We start from the raw sequence: 20,834 nt of genomic DNA on the forward strand, positions 1-20,834 counted from the left end.
CCACCCGCCGGTCGACTCGACTCCTGGCACGCGCTTCTGACGCTCCGTCGGTTCGCAACCCCGGCAGGGCGTCAGCCACCCCGCGCCCGGGATCCGTCGGCCCACGGCGGGTCCCGGCGTACGCGGCCGCCTGCGGATCACCAGCGCCATCAGTGCCCCCGCCGCGCACCGGCGGGACCGCGCCTCCCGCCACCGCGTCCGCGCGGGCCTGCCGAAGTCGTCCACCGGGGAGGCGGTGGTGACGAGTTCGTCCGAAAGGAGGCTCCCCTTCCGGTACGGCGTACGGGGCGACGTTCCGCCGGGGGCGGCAGGAGCCGTGGCGGTGGAAGCCGGCACGCCGCAGGGCCGGGACCTGAATCCGGAAAAGTTATCCACACCCTGTGGAGGAGTTGTTCACCGCGCACGCTCCCGAGCCCGCTCCCGCGGAACGCGCGAAGACGGCGACGGCGGCGGGTGCGGTACCGCCCGTCCCCAGCGCGCGGCACCGCACCGCCTTCCGACTCCGGCGCCCCCCATCCCGCTCCCCTCCCCCGGCCATGAGGGAAGCAGCGCCGGAATCACGACCCACACTCGCCGAGGGCTCCCGTCGCCGAAGTCCTCGCCGTCCCCTCGCAGCGAATCGCTGACGACCAGAGTGATCACACGGTCACTTCGCGTCAACGCCGTTTCGGCAGGCCATGGGGGAATTGGTGGCATATGCCCGGCTATTCGGTGCCGCGCACGGAAGCACACCCGGCGCACCGGCTCACACCCCTGTCCGTACGGCCGTCCCGCCGTGCACCGGTGCACCGCGCACACGCACGACCGCGCCCGCCGGACCCCCTGGGCCCCGGCCTCCTACACCGCCTCGTACGCGAAGCCGCCCCAGGTCGGGGCCGCGGCCTCCCGGGCCGCCGCACAGCGGTCGAGCTCGCACCAGATGCGCTTGCCGGCGCCGTCGGTGCTCCAGCCCCAGCGGTCGGCCAGGCCGTCGACGAGGGCGAGGCCGCGCCCGCCGGTCGCGTCGCCGTCCACGCAGCGCGGCACCGGCGTCCTGGCGCTCCGGTCGGCGACCTCGAGGCGGACGGTGGCCTCCCCGGCCGCCGCGCCCGTCAGGGAGAGCCTCAGTACGGCCGGACGGCCGGTGTGCACCACGGCGTTGGTGACCAGTTCCGAGACGAGCAGGACCAGCGTCTCGGCGAGCGGCTCGTCGGCCGCGATCCCCGAACCGGCCAGCCGCGAGCGGGTCCACCGACGGGCCCGTCCCACCTCAGTGGGGTCGGGCCGGATCTCCAGCTGCACTTGAAGCACCTGCACCGCTCACACCATCCGAACCGGCGGACACTTGGACTCGCGCCTCACGAGGGCCACGATCGTAGCCATTCCCTGCATGGCCTGGACAACGACCTGGACAGGGGTCACGGAACGTGAATCCCTTATGGAACAGCATGGTTGACGTACAGTCACGCGAACAAGCGCTTCGGGCATATTCCAGCGCGAAGGAGTACCCGTGCGGCATACTGTGCGACGCCCGCCCCGGCGAGTCGAACAGACGGTGGCCGTCGGCCTGGTGGCACGGAGAACGGCGGCAGGCACCGGCCGTTCCGGACTCGCCTCGGGGGCGACTCCGGTGCGGTGCGTGCTCACAACCCCTCGCATCCCACACAAGGTACCGGAGCGGACAGCCGACTCCAGGACGTGACAAGTCACGCGTGGGACACGACCCGGTCTCAACGCTCCGTGACGACCGGATGCCACGATCCGTGACATTCGCGCGGGGCGGTCCACACCTCCGCGGGCAGGGCACGGGGCGGGCGGTTCCGGCGGGCCGCTCGGCGCGCGGTTCGGCGGCGAGCGGCCGGGCCGGCGCCGGGGAGCCCCCGGCGCCGGCCGAACTGTTCCCGGGGCCGGGCGTGTTGCACCCCCGGCTCCACGGGCGCGTGGCGGTGAACCCGTCAAACCCGGAGGTGTGGCCGTACATCCCCCGGCTCGCACGCGCGCGTGGCGGTCCGCGGCGGCCGTACAAGCTGCGGGAGCGCTACCCGGGCAGGGTGAAGTAGCGGGCGAAGGCGCTCACGACCTCTTCCTCGCCGATCCTGCCGTCGCCGTCCGCGTCCAGCGTGGCGGCGGCGTCCCCGGCCGACTCCCCGGGGACGCCGAGCACCTCCAGGACACGGGCGGCCTCCTCGACGCCCACCGTGCCCTCGCCGTCACCGCCGCCGGCCACGGCGAGGGCCGCGTGCAGGAAGGGACGGGCGATCTCGGCGAACCGGTCCGGGTTGTCCCGCAGGCGCTTGAGCGCGCCGTTCACGAACTCCTCGCGGGTGATGCGCTGGTCGCCGTCGCGGTCGGCGATGCCCGCCATGCCCTGCCAGAAGGCCTCGGCGCCGCCGTACAGCGCCTGGCCCCGGTCGGACCGGGCCCGGGTGCCGAACTCGGCGAGCAGCGCCTTGGCCGCTTTGCTGAAGTCCTCGCGGTCGATGTAGCCGTTGCCGTCCTGGTCGAAGGTGGCGAAGCGGGCCGCGATCCTGCGCTCGTACTCGCTGGTGACCATGTCTCTTTCAGGCCGCCTTAGGTCAGTGGGGTCCCATGGGATCGTCTCGCTCGGAGCGTACGACGTGCGGTGCCTTCCGCGAGCCCGGAAACGGCACTTGTGCCGGGCCGGGTCGGAATCCGGGTCAGGCCGACAGCGGGCGCGACTCCCCGTCCACCGCGGACGGGACGTCCGGGTGGACGTCGAAGAGGCGGCGCACCCCGAGCGCGCCGAGCACCCGGTTGACGTGACTGCCCTCGGCGGCCCCCCGGGCGGGGAGGATCAGCCGCAGGCTGCCCTGGCAGGACCGGAGCAGCCGACGGGTGGCGATGAGCACTCCCACACCGCTGGAGTCGCAGAACCACACCTCGGAGAGGTCGAGGACAAGGCGGTGCCTGCCGTCGGCCACGACGTCGTGCACGCGCTGGCGCAGCACCGGTGAGGTCACCAGGTCCAGTTCGCCCGACACCCGGAGCACGGCCCAATCACCCTGCTCTCCGTCGGTCACGTTGAAGGTCACCACCACGCCCTTCGCTCGCCGAAACGGAAGAAGCACCTACGCTTCCTTGCAGCGCGGCTGCCCACCGGCCGTGCCCTGAAACACGGCCCAAGAAACGGTAGCCGAAGGGAAAAGGCTTGTTTCAGTCGGTTTCGATCCCATTCGATCGATTCCGATCGAATGGGGCTGGGTAGGCAGACCATCGGACGGCATCCGAGGTGCGCGCCGACGTCCTTTTACCACCTGGGGCCCGGCGGAGGCGCGCATTGCCGCAAAGGGACGTGCGTACCCATACATGCCGACTACATTCGTGGAGTCGGCGAGCACCCGCCGGACCGGGCACGGCCGTCCCGGGACGCCGGAGGGGAGCAGGGGGTGAAGGGGTCGCATGGCACAACAGGACGTACCGCCCCGCTGGGACAGCGCGATGCAGCAGCGGCTCGCCCGCGGAGAGGCCACCGCGCTCGGTGAGCTCTACGACCGGTTCGCCTCCCTCGTGCACGGCCTCGCCCACCGCGTCCTCGGGGACGAGCACGCCTCGGACACCGTCACGCGTGACGTCTTCGCCCACGTCTGGGAACATCCGGACGCCTACGACCCCCGGCGGGGTCCGCTGCGCACCTGGCTCGCCGCGCTGACGCACGGGCTGGCCGTCGAGCGGCTGCGCGCCGGCGGGACCGCCGCGCTCGCCCGGGGCGGCGCCGGCAGCGCGGAGGACCTGGAGCACCAGGTGCGCCACGCCTCGGTGGCCGCCCGCGCGGACTACATCGTGCACGCCATGCCGGTGCCGCTGCGGGCCGCGCTGGAGCTGGCGCACTTCCAGCGCCGGGACTACCGGCAGACCGCGGCCGTCCTCGGCGTCACCGAGGACGAGGCCCGCCGTCGCCTCCGGCTGGGTCTCCAACTGCTGGCCACGGCCCACGAGACCGAGACCCCGGGCACCCCGCCCGGAATCGGGGGTGCGGCGTGAGCGACGACTGTTTCGAGCCGTACGACGACCATGAACACGGGCGCGAGCGTGACCACGGGGAGCACGAGCACGGGGAGCACGAGGGAGGCGGCGAGCGTCACGACGCCCTGGACGCGGGCCCCCACGCGGGCCCGGGAAACGGGGCGGACGGTACGCGCGAGCGGGGCGCCCCGGGCAGGCCGGAGGGTGACGCCGGATCCGGCCGCGCCGCCCGCATACCCCCGCCCCGCACCTCCGTGGAGGACACCGGACAGCCCCTGCCCGCAGTGGCACCGGAGCCGGAGCCGGAACCCGAGCAGCTGGCGCTGGAGCACCGGGTGCTGACATCACTGCTGGGCGCGTGGGCACTGGCCGCCTGTACGCCGGAGGAGGCGGCGGCCGTCGAGGAGCACCTCGGCGACTGCGGGGCCTGCGCCGAGGAGGCACTGCGCCTGCGGGGCGCCGTCGGACTGCTGCAGCGGCCCGAGAGCCTCGACCTGGACCCGGGGCTGCGCACCCGCGTCCTGGAGTCCTGCCTCAAGCGGCGCCCGCCGCGCGTTCCGGTGCCGGACTGGGCCGCCGCCTACGACGCCGAGACGGCCCGGCTGGACGCGCTGCTCCAGGACTTCGGCGACACCGAGTGGCACGCGCCCGTGCGGCTGCGCTGGTACGAGGCCGACGAGGCAACCACCCGCCGCACCACCGTCGCCGGGGTCATCGCGCATCTGACGGCGGTCGACGGGCTGGTCGCGGCCGCCCTCGGCCTGACCGACCCGCTCGGCGACCTCGCGCCCGAGCGGGCCACCCCGTCGGCCCGCACCGAGGCGTTCTGGCGCGGAGCCCACCAGCCGCCGACCCGCTCCGTGCGGGTGCCCTGGCGCGCGCAGACGCACGACCTGGTACGGACGGTGTCCCTCACGGGCAGCGGCGCGGGACGGACCCCGGTCTCGTACGGCGGCTACGAGCTGCCGCTGCACGACGCGATGCTGGACCGCGCCTTCGAGTGCTGGGTACACGGGGAGGACATCGCCGAGGCCGTGGACTACCCGTACGAGCCGCCGACCGGACGGCACCTGCACGACATGGTCGACCTGGCCGCGCGGATGCTGCCGGCCGTCCTCGAAGCACGCCGGCAGGCCGGTCAGGAGGTATCCACCGGGCGGCGGCTGGTCGCGGCCGGGGCGCCGGGGCGGAGCCTGCGGCTGGAGATCGAGGGGTCCGGCGGCGGGGAGTGGCTGATCCCGCTGGACTCCCCGGCGGCCAAGGGGTCCGCGGAACACGAGGTGGCCCACATCGCGCTCGACGGCTCGGAGTTCTGCCGCCTGGCCGCGGGCCATGTGTCTCCGCAGGAGGCGGCCGCCGGGCAGGTCGGGGACAAGGCCGCCATCCGGGACGTCCTGCTGGCGGCGGCGTCGATGAGCCGGATCTAGAGCCCGTCATGGACGGGGGCCCGACCGGAACCAGAGCCCGCCGAAGCCCGGGGCCCGACCGGAACCGGGGCCCGTCAGGGACCGGGGCCCGCCGGAACCAGGACCCGCCGAAGCCCGAGACCCGACCGGAACCAGGACCCGACCGGTGGATCGTGGCGGGTGGGCCTCAGGTGAAGACGACCGTCCGACGTCCGTTCAGCAGGATGCGGCGTTCCGCGTGCCACTTCACGGCACGGGCGAGCGCCTGGCACTCGACGTCGCGGCCGACGGCGACGAGCTGGTCGGGGGTGACGTCGTGGCCCACCCGCTCGACCTCCTGCTCGATGATCGGGCCCTCGTCGAGGTCGGCGGTGACGTAGTGCGCGGTGGCACCGATCAGCTTCACGCCCCGGGCGTGCGCCTGGTGGTACGGCTTCGCGCCCTTGAAGCTCGGCAGGAAGGAGTGGTGGATGTTGATGATCTGCCCGGAGAGCTGCTTGCACAGGTCGTCCGAGAGGACCTGCATGTAGCGGGCGAGCACGACGAGTTCGACGCTCTCCTCGCGCACGATGTCCAGCAGCCTCGCCTCGGCCTGGGCCTTGGTGTCCCTCGTCACCGGAATGTGGTGGAAGGGGATGTTGTACGAAGCCACCAGTTCGGCGAAGTCGGTGTGGTTGGACACCACTGAGGCGATCTCCACCGGCAGCGCGCCGGTCCGGGCGCGGAACAGCAGGTCGTTCAGGCAGTGGCCGAACCTGCTGACCATCAGGACGATGCGCATCTTCTCGTCGGCGCGGTTTATCCGCCAGTCCATCCGGAACGCGTCACCGATCGCCGTGAAGCTCGCCCGCAGCTTCTCCACCGTCACCGGGGCGTCCGCGGAGAAGTGGACCCGCATGAAGAACAGCCCGGTGTCGTGGTCGCCGAACTGCTGGCTGTCCTCGATGTTGCAACCGGTCATGAACAGGTAGCTGGACACGGCGTGCACGATGCCCTGCTTGTCGGGGCAGGACAGGGTCAGGACGTACTGGTCGGCCGGGGCCTCTGCTCGGGCGGGCTGCTCACTCATGCGGAAAAGGGTCCCATACGCGGCTCCGGGCCGTGCGGCCGTTCCGCTACGCGGACCGGGTCAGGATGCTCAGCGCCCCGAGGGTCTGCGGTGGCGTGTCGGGGTCCTCCCCGTCACTGGTCGCCAGCCGTACGTGCGCGTCCCGCGCGGCGCGCACCGCCTCCGGCCACCCCTCGTGCTCGAGGTAGGCGGTCACCGGCGCGTCCGGGCCGACCTGGTGCATGATCCGCAGCACGCGCAGCACCGCGGTGTCCACGAGCGCCGCCTCCTGGGAGTCGCGGAAGATCGTGCCCACGTACTTCTCGGCGGACCAGTTGTCCAGCCAGGTGTCCTCGACCAGCCGGTAGACCGCGTCGGTGACGTCGCCGTAGCCGTCCACCCCGGCCAGCCAGACGCCGTGCTGGAACCCGGGGTCGGAAAGCATGTGCAGCGCGGAGCGCACATTGCTGCGCCAGCGCCACCATGGCATGTCGTTGAGTGGCATGCCGCCCATGGTGAAGGAGCGACGGCCGCGACGGGAAGAGTTCTCCGAACCTTGCACGGTCGTCGATCGTACGTTTCGCCCCGCCACCGGTCACACCGGACCCGGTAATTCACCTCTGTGTCACCATCCGTTGACGGCAGGTAACCCACTGGTTGGCGATGTGGGGGAATCGTGCGTAAACATGACCGGCAGTCCGCGCAACCGCAGCCGCATCCGCAGCATCCCGCTCCCCCGCCGCGGCCCCCGGCCGTCCAGAGCCGGCACCCTGACCGCGGGCACGCTGGCGGCGGCGATGCTGACCGCCGGATGCGGAGTCGTCCCCGGCCAGGGAGACGCCGACGACGAACCGATCACCGTCATGACCTGGGCGCCCGAGAAGACCAGCGCCACCAACAAGCCCGGTATGCCGGCCTTCGCCCGGGCGTACGCGAGCTGGGTGAACGCCGGCGGCGGCATCAACGGCCGCGAGCTCGTCGTGATCACCTGCAACGAGCACAACGACAGCGTGTCCGCCTCGCGGTGCGCCCGGACCGCCGTCAAGGAGAACGCCGTCGCGGTGGTCGGCTCGTACAGCCAGCACGCCGACGCGTTCCTGCCGACCCTCGAGGGCGCCGGCATCCCGTACATCGGCGGTTACGGCATCACCACCGACGAGTTCACCAGCCCGCTGTCCTATCCCGTCAACGGCGGTCAGCCGGCGTTGCTGGCGGGCCTGGGCCGCGCCCTCGCCGACGTCTGCGGGCCGGTCACCCTGATCCGGCCGGACACCATCGCGGGCGACCAGCTGCCCCCGCTGCTCGACTCGGGCCTGTCCGCGGGCGGTCACGAGCCGACCGCGGACCAGCGGGCGGCGGAGGAGGCCACCGAGTACGGCGGGCAGGCGAAGCAGGCCCTGGAGACCAGCACCGCCGGCCCGGAGGGCGAGGGCTGCGTGGTGCCCGCGCTCGGGGACCGCACCAGCACCTTCATGGACTCCTTCCGCCGTGCCCGCGCCGACTACCCGGACGTGCGCACCGCGACCGTGCTGGGCAGTGTCGACCAGACGACGATCAACACGACCGGCGGAGCGTCGGGCCCGTACGAGGGGTCGTACGTCACCGGCTGGTACCCGGCGTCGAGCGACGAGCTCTGGGACCCGATGAAGGACGTCATCAAGAAGGAGGCTTTCGGCGACAACCGGATCGACCCCGCCGACGCCGGTGTGCAGACCACCTGGATCGCCTACACGGTGTTCCGGCAGGTCGTCGAGTCGATCGGCGAGGGCGAGGTCAGCGCCGACACCGTGACCCGGACGCTGGACGACGGGCTGAAGGTCGAGACGGGCGGGCTCACCCCCACCCTGCGCTGGCGGTTCCAGGACAAGCTGGCCGCCGTCGGCTTCCCCCGGCTGGTCAACGCCCACGTGACCTTCCAGGAGGTCGAGGACGGCCGGCTCGTGTCCGGCCGCGACGGCTTCATCGACGTGACGGACACGCTGCGGAACGCCGATCTGGCCTGACGCCCGGGACAGGACGCCCGCCCGCCCGGCGCGCCGTCACCGGTCGCCGGTCATCGCCCGCCGCCGGCCGGCCCCGGGCCGGTCACAGCTGGGTCGGCTGCCGTTCGGTCAGGCCGTGCTGCTTGGCGATCGCGTTCCACAGCTCGGCGGCCTTGGTCTTCTCGGCGGTCGCGGTGCCACTGGCCTTGGTGGCGGCCGCGGTCTCGCCGGTCGAACGGGCCTGGCCCTTCCTGCACCCCTTCTTGCCCGCGGTCTGGTCGGCCCAGGCCGCGTAGTGGTTGTCGGCCGACGCCGACGCCTGCCACGCCTTGGTGAGTGCGGCGGTCAGCGCCGCGTGCTCGGGCAGCTCGTCCACCGAGAGCGCGGACAGGTCGGTGACGAGCTGGTTGCGCTGCCCGGCCGCCTCCCGCAGGTCCTTGGCCGCCTGCTGGAGGTCCTTGCAGGCCTTCACGTCCTCCACCGCGTTGATCACGGCGGACCGGCTGTCGCCACTGTGGGCCAGCAGCTTGTCCAGCTCGACGGCCTGCTGCCGGACCGGGTCGACGGACGGCTCGGCGGACGGCTCGGCCGACGGCGCCCCGCTCGCGGGCGCGGTGGCGGAGACCGTCTCTTTGGCGTCGCCGTCGTCGCCCCCGCCGCCGAGCAGGGCGCCCGCCCCGACACCGAACACGACGAGCCCGATGCCGACCGCCGCGATCAGCGGCACCTTCGAACCCGTACGGCCGCCCCGGCCGCCCCGGCCTCCGCCGTCGTTCTCGCGGGCGGCACGCCGGCCGCCGCCGTGCCCGGCCTGCGGAGAGGCGGGTGGCCGCTGGTGCTCGACGCGGGGCATCTGCTGGGTGGACCCGGCCGGGTCCTCGCCGCCGGAGGCGCGGAAGAGGTTGTCGAACTCGGCGGGCGGCTGCCGGTTCCCTTCCTCGGCGGGGACACCGGGCGCGGCACCGTACGGCGTGCCCTGGGGCCCGTCGGTCACCGGCGCCATGAACTGGGTGGCCTCGGCGTCGGGGCCGCCCGCGGGCGGTGGCGGCCCGCCGGCCCGGCCCGCCGGCCCCTGGGCGGGCAGACCCAGGTACCGGGTCGATTCGGAGTCGTGTGCGGCGGGCGTCTCGGGAGGCAGCGCTCCCGGGCCCACCGGGGGTATGAACTGGGTCGCGCCCTCGTCCACGGGGGCGGCGGGCACCGGCGGCATGAACTGGGTGGCTCCCTCCGACCCGTCGGGCAGCGCGCCCGTCCCGCCGGAACCGTACGCGCCGGCGGGGGCGCCGTACCCGGAACCCTGCTGCGGCGGCAGCGCAGCGCCGCCGCCCTGCTGCCCGTAACCGTCCGTCCCCTCGGGGGCGGAGCCGTAGGCGTCATCGCTCCGGTACCCGCCGTAGCCGGGTTCCCGGCCGGTGGCCTGCGGTGGCATCGGCGCGGAGGGGCCACCGGCGTTCGGGTCGTACGACGGGCCGTACGCCGGGTCGTACGAGGAGTGGGCGCCGTGGGTCGCGCCGTGGGCCGGGGCCTGCGCGCCTTCGGGCGGCAGCGGGCCCGGGCCCTGCCGGCCCGCGGCCGGACCCCGCGTGTCCCAGGGTGCCGGTTCCTGCGTGCCCCACTGCTGGGCGGGCGGCGGCGACTGCCACTCCTGGCCGGACGGCGGCTGCGACGCGGGCGGCGTCTGCTGATCGGGCCCCCACGGCGTGCCCCAGGTCTGGCCGCCGGGCGGGCGGGCGCCCGCCTCCGTGCCGTCCGGCGCGACCGGACCGGCCGGAGGGCCCGTCATGCCGGGCAGCAGGGGCTCACCGCCGTCGGAGGGCAGCACGATGCCTTCGCGCGCGGGGCGCGCCGAGGGCTCCTCGCCCTGTCCACTCTGCGTCACCGGGACTCCTACCCATGGGGAACCTTGTGGATCGTCGGCTCACGCTACCGGGTCCCCGGAGCCCGGTGCCACGCAGCACAGGACCTGACCTCATACCCTGTGAGGGCGGTAACAGAACCGGGTCACCGCACGCTGTTCATGTCACCCCCCTCCGCTCCGCTTCCGCGTCAACTTCCCTGTGTCCGCACGTTCACCCGGGATCACCCACGGCGTTCACCCGGCGCCGGCCGCCGGGTGAACCCGGCGGCCGGCGCCCGATCACGCCCTTGCGGTGCCCCACCTGGCCCGCGCAGCGCCCCCGTCGCGCTCACGCCGCCGCGGGCAGGGCCATCCGCGCCCCGAACTCCCTCACCGCCGGCTCCTCCTGGTACGGCTCCAGCCGCTGCTGGAAGTCCTCCAGGTACTCGGCGCCCCGGTCGGACCTGAGCCCGTCGAGCAGTTCCACCGCCTTCAGGCCCGTGCTGCAGGCCTGTTCGACCTCCCGCTGCTGCACCTGCGCCGTGGCGAGCAGCAGATAGCCGATCGCCCGGCGCCGCGCCCGCGACTCGGGATGCCCGTCCAGGGACTCGCGCGCGCACCGCGCGGCGGCCTCGGCCCGGCCCAGGTCCCGGTGGCAGTGCGCCAGTTCGTCGGCCAGGTAGGCCGTGTCGAAGTGTGCGATCCACACGGGGTCGTCCCCCGAGGCCGGGTCGGCCGCCTCCATGGCGCTGATCGCGCGCCCGGCCGCTTCCTGCGCGGCCCGCGCGTCACCCGTCAGCGCGTGTCCGCGTGCCTCCGCGGCTCGGAACATGGCCTCCGCGCGGGGGGTCGCCCGCCCGCGCGCGCCCTCCTGGGCCGCCCGCGCCAACTGCGCGATCTCGCGCGGGTTTCCGAGCTCCGCGGCCAGATGGCTCATGGAGGCGGCGAGCACGTACCCGCCGTACCCCCGGTCGCCGGCCGCCTGGGCCAGCCGCAGCGCCTGGATGTAGTAGCGCTGGGCGAGGCCCGGTTGCCCGGTGTCGACGGCCATGTACCCGGCCAATTCGGTCAGCCGGGCGACCGCCGCGAACAACTCGCGTCCCACGGCCTCCCGGTAGGAGCCGGCGAGCAGCCCGGAGACGACGCTGTTGAGGTAGTGCACGACGACCGGGCGCACATGCCCGCTGCCGTACTGGTGGTCCAGGTCCACCAGGGACTGCGTCATGTCCCGCACGGCCGCCACGTCGGAGCGCCCGACCCGCGGCCCTGCCGAGCGGGCGACCTGCGGGTCGGGGGCGGAGATCAGCCAGTCCCGGCTCGGCTCCACCAGCGCGGACGCGGCGACGGAGGAGCCGGACAGGAAGTCCCGCCGGCCCACGTCGCTGCGCCACAGCTCGCAGACCTGCTCTATGGCCCCCAGTACCGTCGGCGAGAACTGGAGACCGACACCCGACGCGAGGTTCTTGCCGTTGGCCATGCCGATCTCGTCGATCGTGACCGTACGGCCCAGCTTGCGTCCGAGCGCCTCCGCGATGATCATCGGTGCCCGGCCCCGCGGCTGCTGTCCGCGCAGCCAGCGGGCCACCGACGTCTTGTCGTACCGCAGGTCGAGGCCGTGTTCGGCACCGCACATGTTGACCCTGCGGGCCAGCCCGGCGTTGGAGCAACCGGCTTCCTGGATGAGCGCCTGCAGTCGTTCGTTCGGCTGCCGCGCGACGAGAGGCCTTGCGGCCATGGCATACCCCCTGAGGCTGCGGTGCCTGCCCGCGCACCGAGTTGACGTGTCTTCGGCGGCCGGTCCCGCCCGTCCCCTGACCACTCCCCTCGTGAAGGGACGAAAGTTCCGACCGGAAAGATCAATGCCCCACCGAGGTGCCGAAGATGCGAGGCATGTACGAATTGACGGGGTAACGGCGAATGCCGGCCCCCTCCCGACCACCCACCCCTGGCTACCCGCCCGCGGACACCGATCCTCACGCGCGCCCCCGCACATGCACCCATGCGCCCCGACCACGGGCAGGTGCCCCTCCCCCGCGCACGGGCGTGGGCGTAACCCCTGGTGGCGGACGTAGTTGTGCTCGTCGTGGAAGAGACGATCCCCGGCACCGATGCCGGACAGATCCCGAAGCAGCGCGGGGAAACCCTGCTGGACACCGCGGTTCGCTATACCGAGGAGCGGCACTGGGACGTGTTTCCGGGTACCTGGCTGGAGGCCGTCGACGGGGTGCACCGTTGCTCGTGCGGTGTCGTCGAGTGCCCGGCACCCGGCGCACACCCGGCGCGCTCCGACTGGGCGGGCCAGGTGACCGGCAGCGCGAGCGCCGTCCGCCGCATGTGGCAGATGCGGCCCACGGCCTCGATCCTGCTGCCCACCGGCCATTCCTTCGACACGATCTCCGTCCCCGAGACGGCCGGGTTCCTGGCGCTGGCCCGGATGGAGCGGAGAGGGCTGGCGCGCGGTCCGGTGATCCTGACGCCCGCCCGGCGCATGGAGTTCTTCGTGCTCCCCGGCGCCGCCGTGAAGGTGCCGGCCCTGATCCGTTCCCTGGGCTGGTCGCTGTCCCCGCTCGATCTGACCGTACGGGGCGAGGGGACGTACGTGGCGGCCCCGCCCACGCGGTTCGGGTCCAAGGGGGCCGTGCAGTGGGCCAGCAGGCCGACCCCGGCGAACCAGTGGTTGCCGGACGCCGCGGAGCTGATCCCGGCACTGGCGTACGCATGCGGCCGCGACCGGCAGGACCGCCGGGAACGGCGGGAACGGCGTGCCCGCCGGGAACGGCAGGACCGGTAGAACCACCGGGACCGGCGAGAGCGGCGAGAGCGGTGGGAGCGGCGAGAGCGGTGGGAGCGGTGGGGGTTCACGCCGGGGGATGATCCCGGCGCGCACGACCCGTCCCCCCGTCGGGCGGGCCCCCGTAGGGTGCCTCGTATGACGGAGGGAACAGCGCGAACAGGGGTGGGTCCGGCCGCCGTACGTGTGCGGGGACTCTGGAAGAGGTTCGGTCAGCAGGTCGCGGTGGCCGGGATCGATCTGGAGCTGCCCGCGGGCAGGTTCATCGGGCTCGTCGGGCCGAACGGAGCCGGCAAGACCACCACGCTGTCGATGGTGACCGGGCTGCTGCGGCCCGACCAGGGCACCGTCGAGGTCGTGGGACACGACGTGTGGCGCGACCCGGTCGAGGTCAAGGCGCGGATCGGGGTGCTGCCGGAGGGGCTGCGGCTGTTCGAGCGGCTGTCGGGGCGCGAACTGCTCGCCTACACCGGCCGGCTGCGCGGCCTGCCCGGCGCCGAGGTCGACAAACGGGCCACCCAGCTCCTCGACGTCCTCGACCTGGCCGGGGCCCAGCACAAGCTCGTCGTCGACTACTCGACCGGCATGCGCAAGAAGATCGGCCTCGCCTCCGCGCTGCTGCACAATCCCGAGGTGCTCTTCCTGGACGAGCCGTTCGAGGGCGTCGACCCGGTCTCCGCGCAGACCATCCGGGGCGTTCTGGAGCGGTACACCGCCTCCGGTGCCACGGTCGTCTTCTCCTCGCACGTCATGGAGCTCGTCGAGTCGCTGTGCGACTGGGTCGCGGTGCTGGCCGCGGGCCGGATCCGCGCCCACGGGCCGCTCGCCGAGGTGCGCGGCGACGCGCCCTCGCTGCAGACGGCGTTCCTGGAACTCGTCGGCGCGCGCGGCCGCGACACCGGCTCCGCCCTCGACTGGCTGGGCGGCGGGCCCCGGTGACCGCCCCCGCGCCCGCGCCCGGCCCCGGCCCCCTTCCTGCTCCCCCTCCCGGCACCGCTCCCGTTCCCGTGCCCGGGCCCCCTCCCTCGGTCACGCACGTCTTCGTCCGGCTGAAGCTGTCGCTGCTGCGGGGCGGGCTGCGGCAGTCCGGTGGCCGCAGGGCCGCCTACATCGCCTCGGCCGTCTTCGCCCTGTTGTTCGCCGCGCTCCAGCTCGTCGGTCTGATCGCGCTGCGCCGCGTCGACCACGCCGAGTCGCTGGTCGTGCTGCTCGTGGCGGTGCTGGCGCTGGGCTGGGCGGTGATGCCGCTGTTCTTCCCCAGTGGCGACGAGACCCTGGACCCGACCCGGCTGGTGATGCTGCCGCTGCGCCCCCGCCCGCTGGTGCGGGCCCTGCTCGTCGCCTCGCTGGTCGGCATCGGGCCGCTGTTCACACTGTGTGTGCTGGCCGGTTCCGCGGTCGCCGTCGCGCGCGGCGGGGCGGCGACCGCCGTCGGGCTCCTCGCCGTCCCGTCGGCGCTGCTGGTGTGCGTGGCGCTGGCCCGCGCGGTCGCCACCGCCAACGTACGGCTGCTGACCAGCCGCAGGGGGCGCGACCTCGCGGTGCTCAGCGGACTCGTGATCGCGGTCGGCGCGCAGTTCGTCAACTTCGCCGTACAGCGGCTCGGTTCCTCCGGGCTGGAACAGCTCGCACCGGTCGCGGACGTGGTCCGGTGGGTCCCGCCGGCGTCCGCGATCGGCGCGGTGCACTCGGCGGGCGAGGGCGCGTACGGGGCCGCCGCCGTCCAACTCGCGCTGACCGCCGGGGCCCTGGTGGTGTTCCTCGCGCTCTGGTCTCGGTCGCTGTCGCGGTTGATGACCTCGCCCGACGGGTCCACCCTGCAGGGCGGGGAGGCGGTCGTGCGCGACCGTTCCTCGACCGGGCTCGTCCGGCTGCTGCCCGCGGGACGCACCGGCACGGCCATGGAACGCAGCCTCCGCTACGTCTGGCGCGACCCCAAGACCAAGGCGGCGTGGACGACCTCGCTGGCCATCGGGCTGATCGTGCCGGTGTTCAACGCCTGGCAGGGCACCGGCTCGGTCTACTTCGCCTGCTTCGCCGCCGGGATGCTCGGCATCATGATGTACAACCAGTTCGGGCAGGACACCTCCGCGTTCTGGATGGTCGCGATGACGATCGCCGGCCCCCGGGACGCCTACCTCGAGCTCCGCGCCCGCGCCATGGCCCTGCTGCTGGTCACCCTGCCGTACTCGACGCTCGTGACCCTCGTGACCACCGCGATGCTCGGCGACTGGCCGCGGCTGCCGGAGGCCCTGGGGCTGTCCTTCGCCCTCCTCGGCGCGATGCTCGCGACCGGCGCGTGGACGTCGGCGCGCTTCCCGTACTCCATCCCGCAGGAGGGCTACAAGAACGTGGCCCCCGGGCAGACCGGGCTCGCCTGGATCTCGCTCTTCGGCGGCATGGTGGCGGCGGCCGTGCTCTGCGCACCGGTCATCGCCCTCACGATCTGGCTGAACGTGAGCGGGGGCGGCGAGGGTTGGACATGGCTGCTGCTCCCGGCGGGTACGGCGTACGGCGCCGCCCTCACGTTCCTCGGCCTGCGCCTCGCGGCCCCGAGCACGGCTCGCCGCCTGCCGGAGATCCTCACGGCGGTCAGCAAGGGCTGAGGGGCCCTCCGGGCGGGACGGGGACGGAAGGAAACGAGGGCGCGGCCGGGGTGTGGCTCCGGGCGGCCGGTGGAGAAGCGGGCACCGGGACGTGTGCGCGGGACGGGCGTGCGCGACACGTGGTGGCCGGCGGTCGGCTGCGGTCGGCTGCGGTCCGCCACGAGGCCGACGGTGCCCAGGGGCCGGGCGGGGTGCGGGTCCGCCGGGCGGGGCACGGGACCGGGGCGGCGACGGGCGGGCGTGGCCGACGAGTCGCGAGGCGGACTTCCCGCGGACGCGCCGGCGACCACGGCCGGACACGGGACGGCAGGAACGGCGCCCGCGACCGGCAGACAGGCGGCACATCGCCTCGGACCGACGCGGCACCGGAGCCGAGCGGGAGCGCGGACCCGCCGAGCGGGCCCGGACGCCCGGAGGACGGGGCGGGCGCGGGGCCGGTGACGCGGGGCGGCGTGCACGGCACGGCCGGCGGACCGGCAAGGGCCGGAGGGGGTGGGGCTCAGGTGTCCTGGAAGGACTCGAGGAACGGTTCGATGGCCGTGCGCCAGGCCTCGGGCTGGTCGTAGTGGACGAGGTGGCCGGCGTCGGCCACCTCCGCGTACCGGCCGCGGGGCAGGACGCGGACCATCTCCTGGGCCTCCGCACGGCCCAGTTCGCCGTCGAGGCCGCGGACCACCAGGGTCGGGCACCGCACCTGGGCCAGCTCCTCCCAGTGCGCGTCGTACACCCAGGTCTCGCGGGAGCGGAGCATCTGGCCGAGGTCGAAGACCGGCCGCCAGCCGTCCGGGGACTCGGCCATCACCTCGGCGTAGAACTCGCCGCGGGCCGGGTTCGGACGCTCCACCCACGGGTCGTCCTCGCCGAACCACCTGCGGACGTCGGCGAGCGTGGCGAACGGGACGGGCCAGGCCTTGAACCACTGCGCCCACTCGCGCTGCGAGGCCGCCCCGAGCGCGGAGGCCCGCATGTCACAGATGATCACCCCGCGCACCAGGTCGGGGCGTTTGGCGGCCAGCTGCCAGGCGGTGAGCGCGCCCATCGCGTGGCCGATGAGGACGGCCGGGCCGAGGCCCAGCTGTTCGAGGGCGGCCTCGGTGTCGTCGACGTAGGCGTCCCGGGTGAACGAGGCCTGTGCGGGTTTGTCGCTGCGGCCGTGGCCGCGCTGGTCGAGGGCGACCGCCCGGTACCGGGCGGAGAGCCAGCGGGCGGTGGACGCCCAGTGCGAGGCGCGGCCCATGAGCCCGTGGAGTAACAGCACGCTCGTGCGCTCCGCCGGGTCGCTGCCGGTCTTGGGCGGGTCGCCGAACTCCCAGGCGGCGAGACGTACGCCGTCCGCCCCCGTCACGTCGATGCGTCGCGCCATCGTCTTGGCACCCCCAGCTCGCTGCCTGCCGTGCTCCTTGCCCTGCCTGCTGTTGCCGCCCCACAAATTATCGAATGCGCTTTCGAGAATGCGGTTCCGGCCGCCAAGATCCCTCGTTCGAGTGACCCCGCTCGAGGATTGACCGCCGCGGCCGGGGGGAGATTTCCAACGGGAGGCGGACCACTCGGGGAAACCGGTCCGCAGGGAATGACCCTGGGAGCTCGGGGCTCCGGGTCAGCACAGGGGAGGACAGGCCCCGGCGCCGTGCGGCGCCGGGGCTCCTCACGTGGTCACGGCACATCCTCCCGCCCTCCCCGGCCGGGGGACAGCGTCGCCGGCCCGGCCAAGAGCCCCTCAGGTCATATGCCTCACGCGACAGCCTCGCACGCGAACCGGCCGGGCGCTGCGCTTCGGCGCACTCGGTCCCGGATTCGGCGCGATCGCACCGTCGCCGCAACGTCCCTCCACACCGGTCGAGTTGACCGGCCCCGGACAGAGCTACGGCTACGGCTTGGCGACGAACACGTGCGAGGCGACGTCCTTCTCCAGCTCGGCCGCCTCACCGCTGCTGCCCACCAGGACACCGCCCGCCGACTCCGTCACGCTGACCACCGAACCGGGCTGGACACCCGCCCGGCGCAGCGTGTACATCAGCTGCGCGTCCGTCTGGATCGGCTCGCCGATACGGCGCACCACGACCGTCTTGCCCTCGGCACCGGGGTCGAGTTCGGCCAGGGACACCATGCCCTCGTCCAGGAACGGGTCGGCGCCGTCCTTCTCGCCCAGCTCCTCCAGGCCCGGGATCGGGTTGCCGTAGGGCGACTCGGTGGGGTGCCGCAGCAGCTCCAGCACACGGCGCTCGACGGCCTCGCTCATCACGTGCTCCCAGCGGCAGGCCTCGGCGTGCACCTGCTCCCACTCCAGGCCGATCACGTCGACGAGCAGACACTCGGCGAGGCGGTGCTTGCGCATCACGCGGGTGGCGAGCCGGCGGCCCTCGTCGGTGAACTCCAGGTGACGGTCGGCCGCGACGGACACCAGGCCGTCACGCTCCATCCGCGCCACCGTCTGGCTGACCGTCGGCCCGCTCTGGTCGAGCCGCTCCGCGATCCGGGCGCGCATGGGGACCACGCCTTCCTCCTCCAGCTCGAGGATGGTGCGGAGATACATCTCCGTGGTGTCGATCAGTCCGGACATACGTGCCCCTCGATGAGATCTGCGATTGGCTCTGCCGGAGGCTGGACGGCTCACCGGCGCATGCGCTGGCCCTGGACTCAATTCTGACGCATGGCGCCGACAACCGAGGCGCACCGTGGAAACGAAAGGCACGTACGGGGTGGTACCGGGTGGTACAGGGCCGCCGCGAAGGGCTTCCCGGCCCCTCGGGCCGCCATGTTGACACGGTACTGGTCCGGACCGCACGGTGATCGGCAGCAGTCCACCCCGAAGGGATGCCGCATGAGCGACCGTAGGCCGGCCGGCCGGTTCCTCGACGCCGCGATCGACCTGCTGCACCGGGTCCGCGACGAGGAGGCCGACTCCGTCGCGGCCGCGGGCGCCCTGCTCGCCGACACGGTTTCGGGCGGCGGACGCCTCTTCGCCTTCGGTGCCGGCCACTCCTCGCTCGCCGCGCAGGACGTCGTCTACCGCGCGGGCGGACTCGCCCTGATGAACCTGCTCGCCGTCCCGGGCGCCGTCGGCGTCGACGTGATGCCGGCCACCCTCGGCTCGGCCCTCGAACGCGTCGACGGGCTCGCGGGCGCCGTGCTCGAATCGTCCCCGGCCCGCGCGGGCGACGCGCTGGTGATCGTCTCCCTGTCCGGGCGCAACGCGCTGCCCGTGGAGATGGCCGTGAACGCCCGCGCCCTGGGCCTGAAGGTCATCGGCGTGACCTCGGTGGCGTACGCGACGGAGACGACCTCCCGGCACGCGTCGGGGACCTACCTCAAGGACCACTGCGATCTCGTCCTGGACTCCAAGATCGCGGTGGGCGACGCGGAGCTGACCCTGGACAACGTGCCCGCCCCCTTCGCCCCCGCCTCCACCGTCGTCACCGCGGCCCTCCTCCAGGCGGTCATGGCCACCGCGGCCGCCACCCTGGCCGACCGCGGCATCGAGCCGCCCCTCCTGCGCTCCGGCAACGTCGACGGCGGCCACGAATGGAACGGCCGCGTCATGGAGCGGTACGCCGACCGGATCTTCTACCGGCGCTGAATCCCCGCGCCGAAGCCCCGCGCCGAATTCCGGCGCCGAGTCCCGGCACCGGGTCCCGCCGTCACTCCCGCTGCCCGGTCACCCCCGCCAGGTCCAGGGCGGTGGCGATGCGGAGGGCCACGTCCTCCGCGTACATCGCGTCGGGTCGTTCGAAGGCGTTGCGTCCCGGGCCGCGCAGAAACGTCACGGCGCCGAGCGTCCGGCCGCGGCTGCGCAGCACCGTGCACAGGGCGTGCGCCACATCCTCCGGCCACTGCCGGGACACCGCCCACGCGCGCGCCTCCGATGCCGCCACCGCCCCCGCGTCGGCCCGTACGGAACCGGCCCGCTCGACGCACCGCAGGGCGGGGTGGCCCGGGCCGTACCGCACCGGCAGCCCCGCCTGCCCGGCGAGCCGGCTCGGCCCCGGCGCCCCGGACGGTGTGGCCGCGATCCGCACCAGCCGGACCCCTCCCGCGTCCTCCGCCTCGCCCGCCGTCCCTGCCGCCGCGTCGGCCGCCCGGTCCGCCACGCGGTCGATCAGCGCGTGGTCGGCGAATCCGGCGAGCGCGAAGTCCAGATGGACGGTGACGGCCTCCGCCGGGTCCTCGCACTCGGCCGCCGCCCGCGCCGCCCGGTGCAGCTGCTGCGCCCGGAACCGCGCCAGCGACGCCTCCTGCTCGCCCTGCCGGGCCTCGGTCACGTCCTGGAACAGCCAGCCCACACCGAGCGGCACCGGCTCCTCCGCCAGCGGCGACGCCAGCCGCACGAAGCCGCACCGCCAGCACCGCCGCCGTTCGCCCTTCGGCTCCCGCACACTCACCCAGATCTCGGCGGGCGCGGGCGGAGCGCCCTGGGCCAGCACGTGGGTGAGCGCGCTCTCCAGTTCCTCCACGCCCTGCGACAGCAGCTCCCCGAGCGGCCGCCCCAGCACGGAGGTGCGCCCGGTGCCGAACGCCTTCGCCGCGTGCGTGTTCAGCACGGCGGGCCGCAGATCGGCGTCCACGAGGACGACGCCCCAGCTCGCGTCCGCCAGCAGCGCCTCGCTCAGCGCGATCGACCGTTCCAGGTCGATCTGCGTGTGCACCTCGCTGAACGCGCAGTACACACCCGCCGGCTTCCCGTCGGGCCCGCGTACGGCCGCGGACTGGGTCCGCACCAGCACCCGGCCGCCGTCCTTGGTCAGCAGCGCGAACTCGTGCACCTGCCGGCCCGCGGCCTCCATGGCCGACATCAGCCGGGCCTCGACCTCCGCGGCGTCCGCGCCGCGCACCGCCCATCCGGCGAAGCCCTGCCGGCCCACGGCCTCGGCCGCGGTCCACCCGAGGATGCGCTCGGCCTCGCGGTTCCAGTGCGTCACCACCGCGTCCGCGTCGAAGGCGCACAGGGCGGCGTCCATGCCGTCCAGCAACGCGGCCAGCAGATCGGAACCATCCGAACTCTCCCGCCCGGGCTCGTCGGGCCCCAGTTCTTCGTCGGTGGTCCCACTACTCCGGGAAGTACTCACCTGGACCCCCTGCAGCTGCGTCCTGCGTACGGCACGTCGGTCCGCCCACTTGCCCTCATTCAACTTGAACGTGACTCAGCGCACACCGGGTTCCCGCAACATGGAGAAAATCGTTGTGCGCCGCCAGCATTTCGCACC

General features: G+C 73.7%; 17 protein-coding genes. 7 read left to right on the forward strand and 10 right to left on the reverse strand.

All coding sequences use genetic code 11. The annotated features are described in order from the left end of the window. Window positions 1–837 precede the first annotated feature (837 nt). From ORI94_RS19055 to ORI94_RS19065, 3 genes are all read right to left on the reverse strand, one after another. Window positions 838–1,281 (reverse strand): ATP-binding protein, encoded by a 444-nt coding sequence (locus tag ORI94_RS19055; RefSeq protein WP_266077377.1) that lies wholly within the window; start codon window positions 1,279–1,281, stop codon window positions 838–840. A gap of 736 nt (window positions 1,282–2,017) precedes the next feature. Continuing rightward, a complete protein-coding gene (locus tag ORI94_RS19060) occupies window positions 2,018–2,533 on the reverse strand; it encodes an EF-hand domain-containing protein (protein ID WP_266077126.1) in 516 nt (171 codons plus the stop codon). A 124-nt stretch (window positions 2,534–2,657) separates the two neighbouring features. Then, window positions 2,658–3,038: an STAS domain-containing protein gene (locus tag ORI94_RS19065; protein WP_266077379.1), complete on the reverse strand. Its 381-nt coding sequence runs from the start codon at window positions 3,036–3,038 to the stop codon at window positions 2,658–2,660. Window positions 3,039–3,399: 361 nt separating this feature from the next. Between ORI94_RS19065 and ORI94_RS19070 the strand changes: the two genes are divergently transcribed. Further along, on the forward strand, window positions 3,400–3,981 hold the full coding sequence (locus tag ORI94_RS19070; RefSeq protein ID WP_266077128.1) for a sigma factor: 582 nt from the start codon (window positions 3,400–3,402) through the stop codon (window positions 3,979–3,981). Further along, window positions 3,978–5,390 (forward strand): maleylpyruvate isomerase N-terminal domain-containing protein, encoded by a 1,413-nt coding sequence (locus ORI94_RS19075; RefSeq protein ID WP_266077130.1) that lies wholly within the window; start codon window positions 3,978–3,980, stop codon window positions 5,388–5,390. The genes ORI94_RS19070 and ORI94_RS19075 overlap by 4 nt, the downstream gene beginning before the upstream one ends. A gap of 166 nt (window positions 5,391–5,556) precedes the next feature. Here ORI94_RS19075 and purU read toward each other — a convergent pair whose 3' ends face one another. Both purU and ORI94_RS19085 read right to left on the reverse strand, forming a co-directional pair. After that, the gene (purU, locus tag ORI94_RS19080) at window positions 5,557–6,438 is read right to left on the reverse strand and encodes a formyltetrahydrofolate deformylase (protein ID WP_266077132.1); all 882 of its coding nucleotides are present in this window, start codon (window positions 6,436–6,438) and stop codon (window positions 5,557–5,559) included. 46 nt (window positions 6,439–6,484) lie between these two features. After that, a complete protein-coding gene (locus ORI94_RS19085) occupies window positions 6,485–6,931 on the reverse strand; it encodes an SCO4402 family protein (protein WP_266077134.1) in 447 nt (148 codons plus the stop codon). Window positions 6,932–7,103: 172 nt separating this feature from the next. Here ORI94_RS19085 and ORI94_RS19090 point away from each other — a divergent pair, with 172 nt between their 5' ends. Continuing rightward, the gene (locus tag ORI94_RS19090; RefSeq protein WP_266077136.1) at window positions 7,104–8,420 is read left to right on the forward strand and encodes an ABC transporter substrate-binding protein; all 1,317 of its coding nucleotides are present in this window, start codon (window positions 7,104–7,106) and stop codon (window positions 8,418–8,420) included. A gap of 82 nt (window positions 8,421–8,502) precedes the next feature. Here the strand turns inward: ORI94_RS19090 and ORI94_RS19095 are convergent, their stop codons facing one another. Continuing rightward, on the reverse strand, window positions 8,503–10,278 hold the full coding sequence (locus ORI94_RS19095) for a hypothetical protein (RefSeq protein WP_266077138.1): 1,776 nt from the start codon (window positions 10,276–10,278) through the stop codon (window positions 8,503–8,505). Window positions 10,279–10,585: 307 nt separating this feature from the next. Further along, a complete protein-coding gene (locus ORI94_RS19100; protein ID WP_266077140.1) occupies window positions 10,586–11,971 on the reverse strand; it encodes a transcriptional regulator in 1,386 nt (461 codons plus the stop codon). 339 nt (window positions 11,972–12,310) lie between these two features. Between ORI94_RS19100 and ORI94_RS19105 the strand changes: the two genes are divergently transcribed. From ORI94_RS19105 to ORI94_RS19115, 3 genes are all read left to right on the forward strand, one after another. After that, window positions 12,311–13,027 (forward strand): bifunctional DNA primase/polymerase, encoded by a 717-nt coding sequence (locus ORI94_RS19105; RefSeq protein ID WP_266077381.1) that lies wholly within the window; start codon window positions 12,311–12,313, stop codon window positions 13,025–13,027. Window positions 13,028–13,165: 138 nt separating this feature from the next. Further along, on the forward strand, window positions 13,166–13,966 hold the full coding sequence (locus ORI94_RS19110; protein ID WP_266077142.1) for an ABC transporter ATP-binding protein: 801 nt from the start codon (window positions 13,166–13,168) through the stop codon (window positions 13,964–13,966). Between the two features lie 68 nt (window positions 13,967–14,034). Further along, on the forward strand, window positions 14,035–15,633 hold the full coding sequence (locus tag ORI94_RS19115) for a transporter (RefSeq protein WP_266077144.1): 1,599 nt from the start codon (window positions 14,035–14,037) through the stop codon (window positions 15,631–15,633). Window positions 15,634–16,132: 499 nt separating this feature from the next. Here the strand turns inward: ORI94_RS19115 and ORI94_RS19120 are convergent, their stop codons facing one another. Together ORI94_RS19120 and ORI94_RS19125 are read right to left on the reverse strand one after the other, a co-directional pair. Further along, window positions 16,133–16,996 (reverse strand): alpha/beta fold hydrolase, encoded by an 864-nt coding sequence (locus ORI94_RS19120; protein WP_266077146.1) that lies wholly within the window; start codon window positions 16,994–16,996, stop codon window positions 16,133–16,135. A gap of 504 nt (window positions 16,997–17,500) precedes the next feature. Continuing rightward, window positions 17,501–18,193, reverse strand: a complete 693-nt coding sequence (locus tag ORI94_RS19125; protein ID WP_042169139.1) for a metal-dependent transcriptional regulator — start codon at window positions 18,191–18,193, stop codon at window positions 17,501–17,503. 261 nt (window positions 18,194–18,454) lie between these two features. Here ORI94_RS19125 and ORI94_RS19130 point away from each other — a divergent pair, with 261 nt between their 5' ends. Continuing rightward, window positions 18,455–19,210: an SIS domain-containing protein gene (locus ORI94_RS19130; protein WP_266077149.1), complete on the forward strand. Its 756-nt coding sequence runs from the start codon at window positions 18,455–18,457 to the stop codon at window positions 19,208–19,210. A 61-nt stretch (window positions 19,211–19,271) separates the two neighbouring features. Here ORI94_RS19130 and ORI94_RS19135 read toward each other — a convergent pair whose 3' ends face one another. Continuing rightward, window positions 19,272–20,696, reverse strand: coding sequence for a PAS domain-containing protein (locus ORI94_RS19135; RefSeq protein WP_266077151.1), 1,425 nt, complete (start codon window positions 20,694–20,696; stop codon window positions 19,272–19,274). Window positions 20,697–20,834 lie beyond the last annotated feature (138 nt).

It is taken from the genome of Streptomyces sp. NEAU-W12 (genome assembly GCF_026242095.1).
Classification (GTDB): Bacteria; Actinomycetota; Actinomycetes; order Streptomycetales; family Streptomycetaceae; genus Streptomyces.

Coding starts and splice junctions, on each gene's coding strand:
- ORI94_RS19060 (WP_266077126.1), bottom strand. CDS start 2,533: ATGGTCACCAGCGAGTACGAGCGCAGGATCGCGGCCCGCTTCGCCACC.
- ORI94_RS19070 (WP_266077128.1), top strand. CDS start 3,400: ATGGCACAACAGGACGTACCGCCCCGCTGGGACAGCGCGATGCAGCAG.
- purU (WP_266077132.1), bottom strand. CDS start 6,438: ATGAGTGAGCAGCCCGCCCGAGCAGAGGCCCCGGCCGACCAGTACGTC.
- ORI94_RS19085 (WP_266077134.1), bottom strand. CDS start 6,931: ATGGGCGGCATGCCACTCAACGACATGCCATGGTGGCGCTGGCGCAGC.
- ORI94_RS19090 (WP_266077136.1), top strand. CDS start 7,104: ATGACCGGCAGTCCGCGCAACCGCAGCCGCATCCGCAGCATCCCGCTC.
- ORI94_RS19100 (WP_266077140.1), bottom strand. CDS start 11,971: ATGGCCGCAAGGCCTCTCGTCGCGCGGCAGCCGAACGAACGACTGCAG.
- ORI94_RS19110 (WP_266077142.1), top strand. CDS start 13,166: ATGACGGAGGGAACAGCGCGAACAGGGGTGGGTCCGGCCGCCGTACGT.
- ORI94_RS19120 (WP_266077146.1), bottom strand. CDS start 16,996: ATGGCGCGACGCATCGACGTGACGGGGGCGGACGGCGTACGTCTCGCC.
- ORI94_RS19125 (WP_042169139.1), bottom strand. CDS start 18,193: ATGTCCGGACTGATCGACACCACGGAGATGTATCTCCGCACCATCCTC.
- ORI94_RS19130 (WP_266077149.1), top strand. CDS start 18,455: ATGAGCGACCGTAGGCCGGCCGGCCGGTTCCTCGACGCCGCGATCGAC.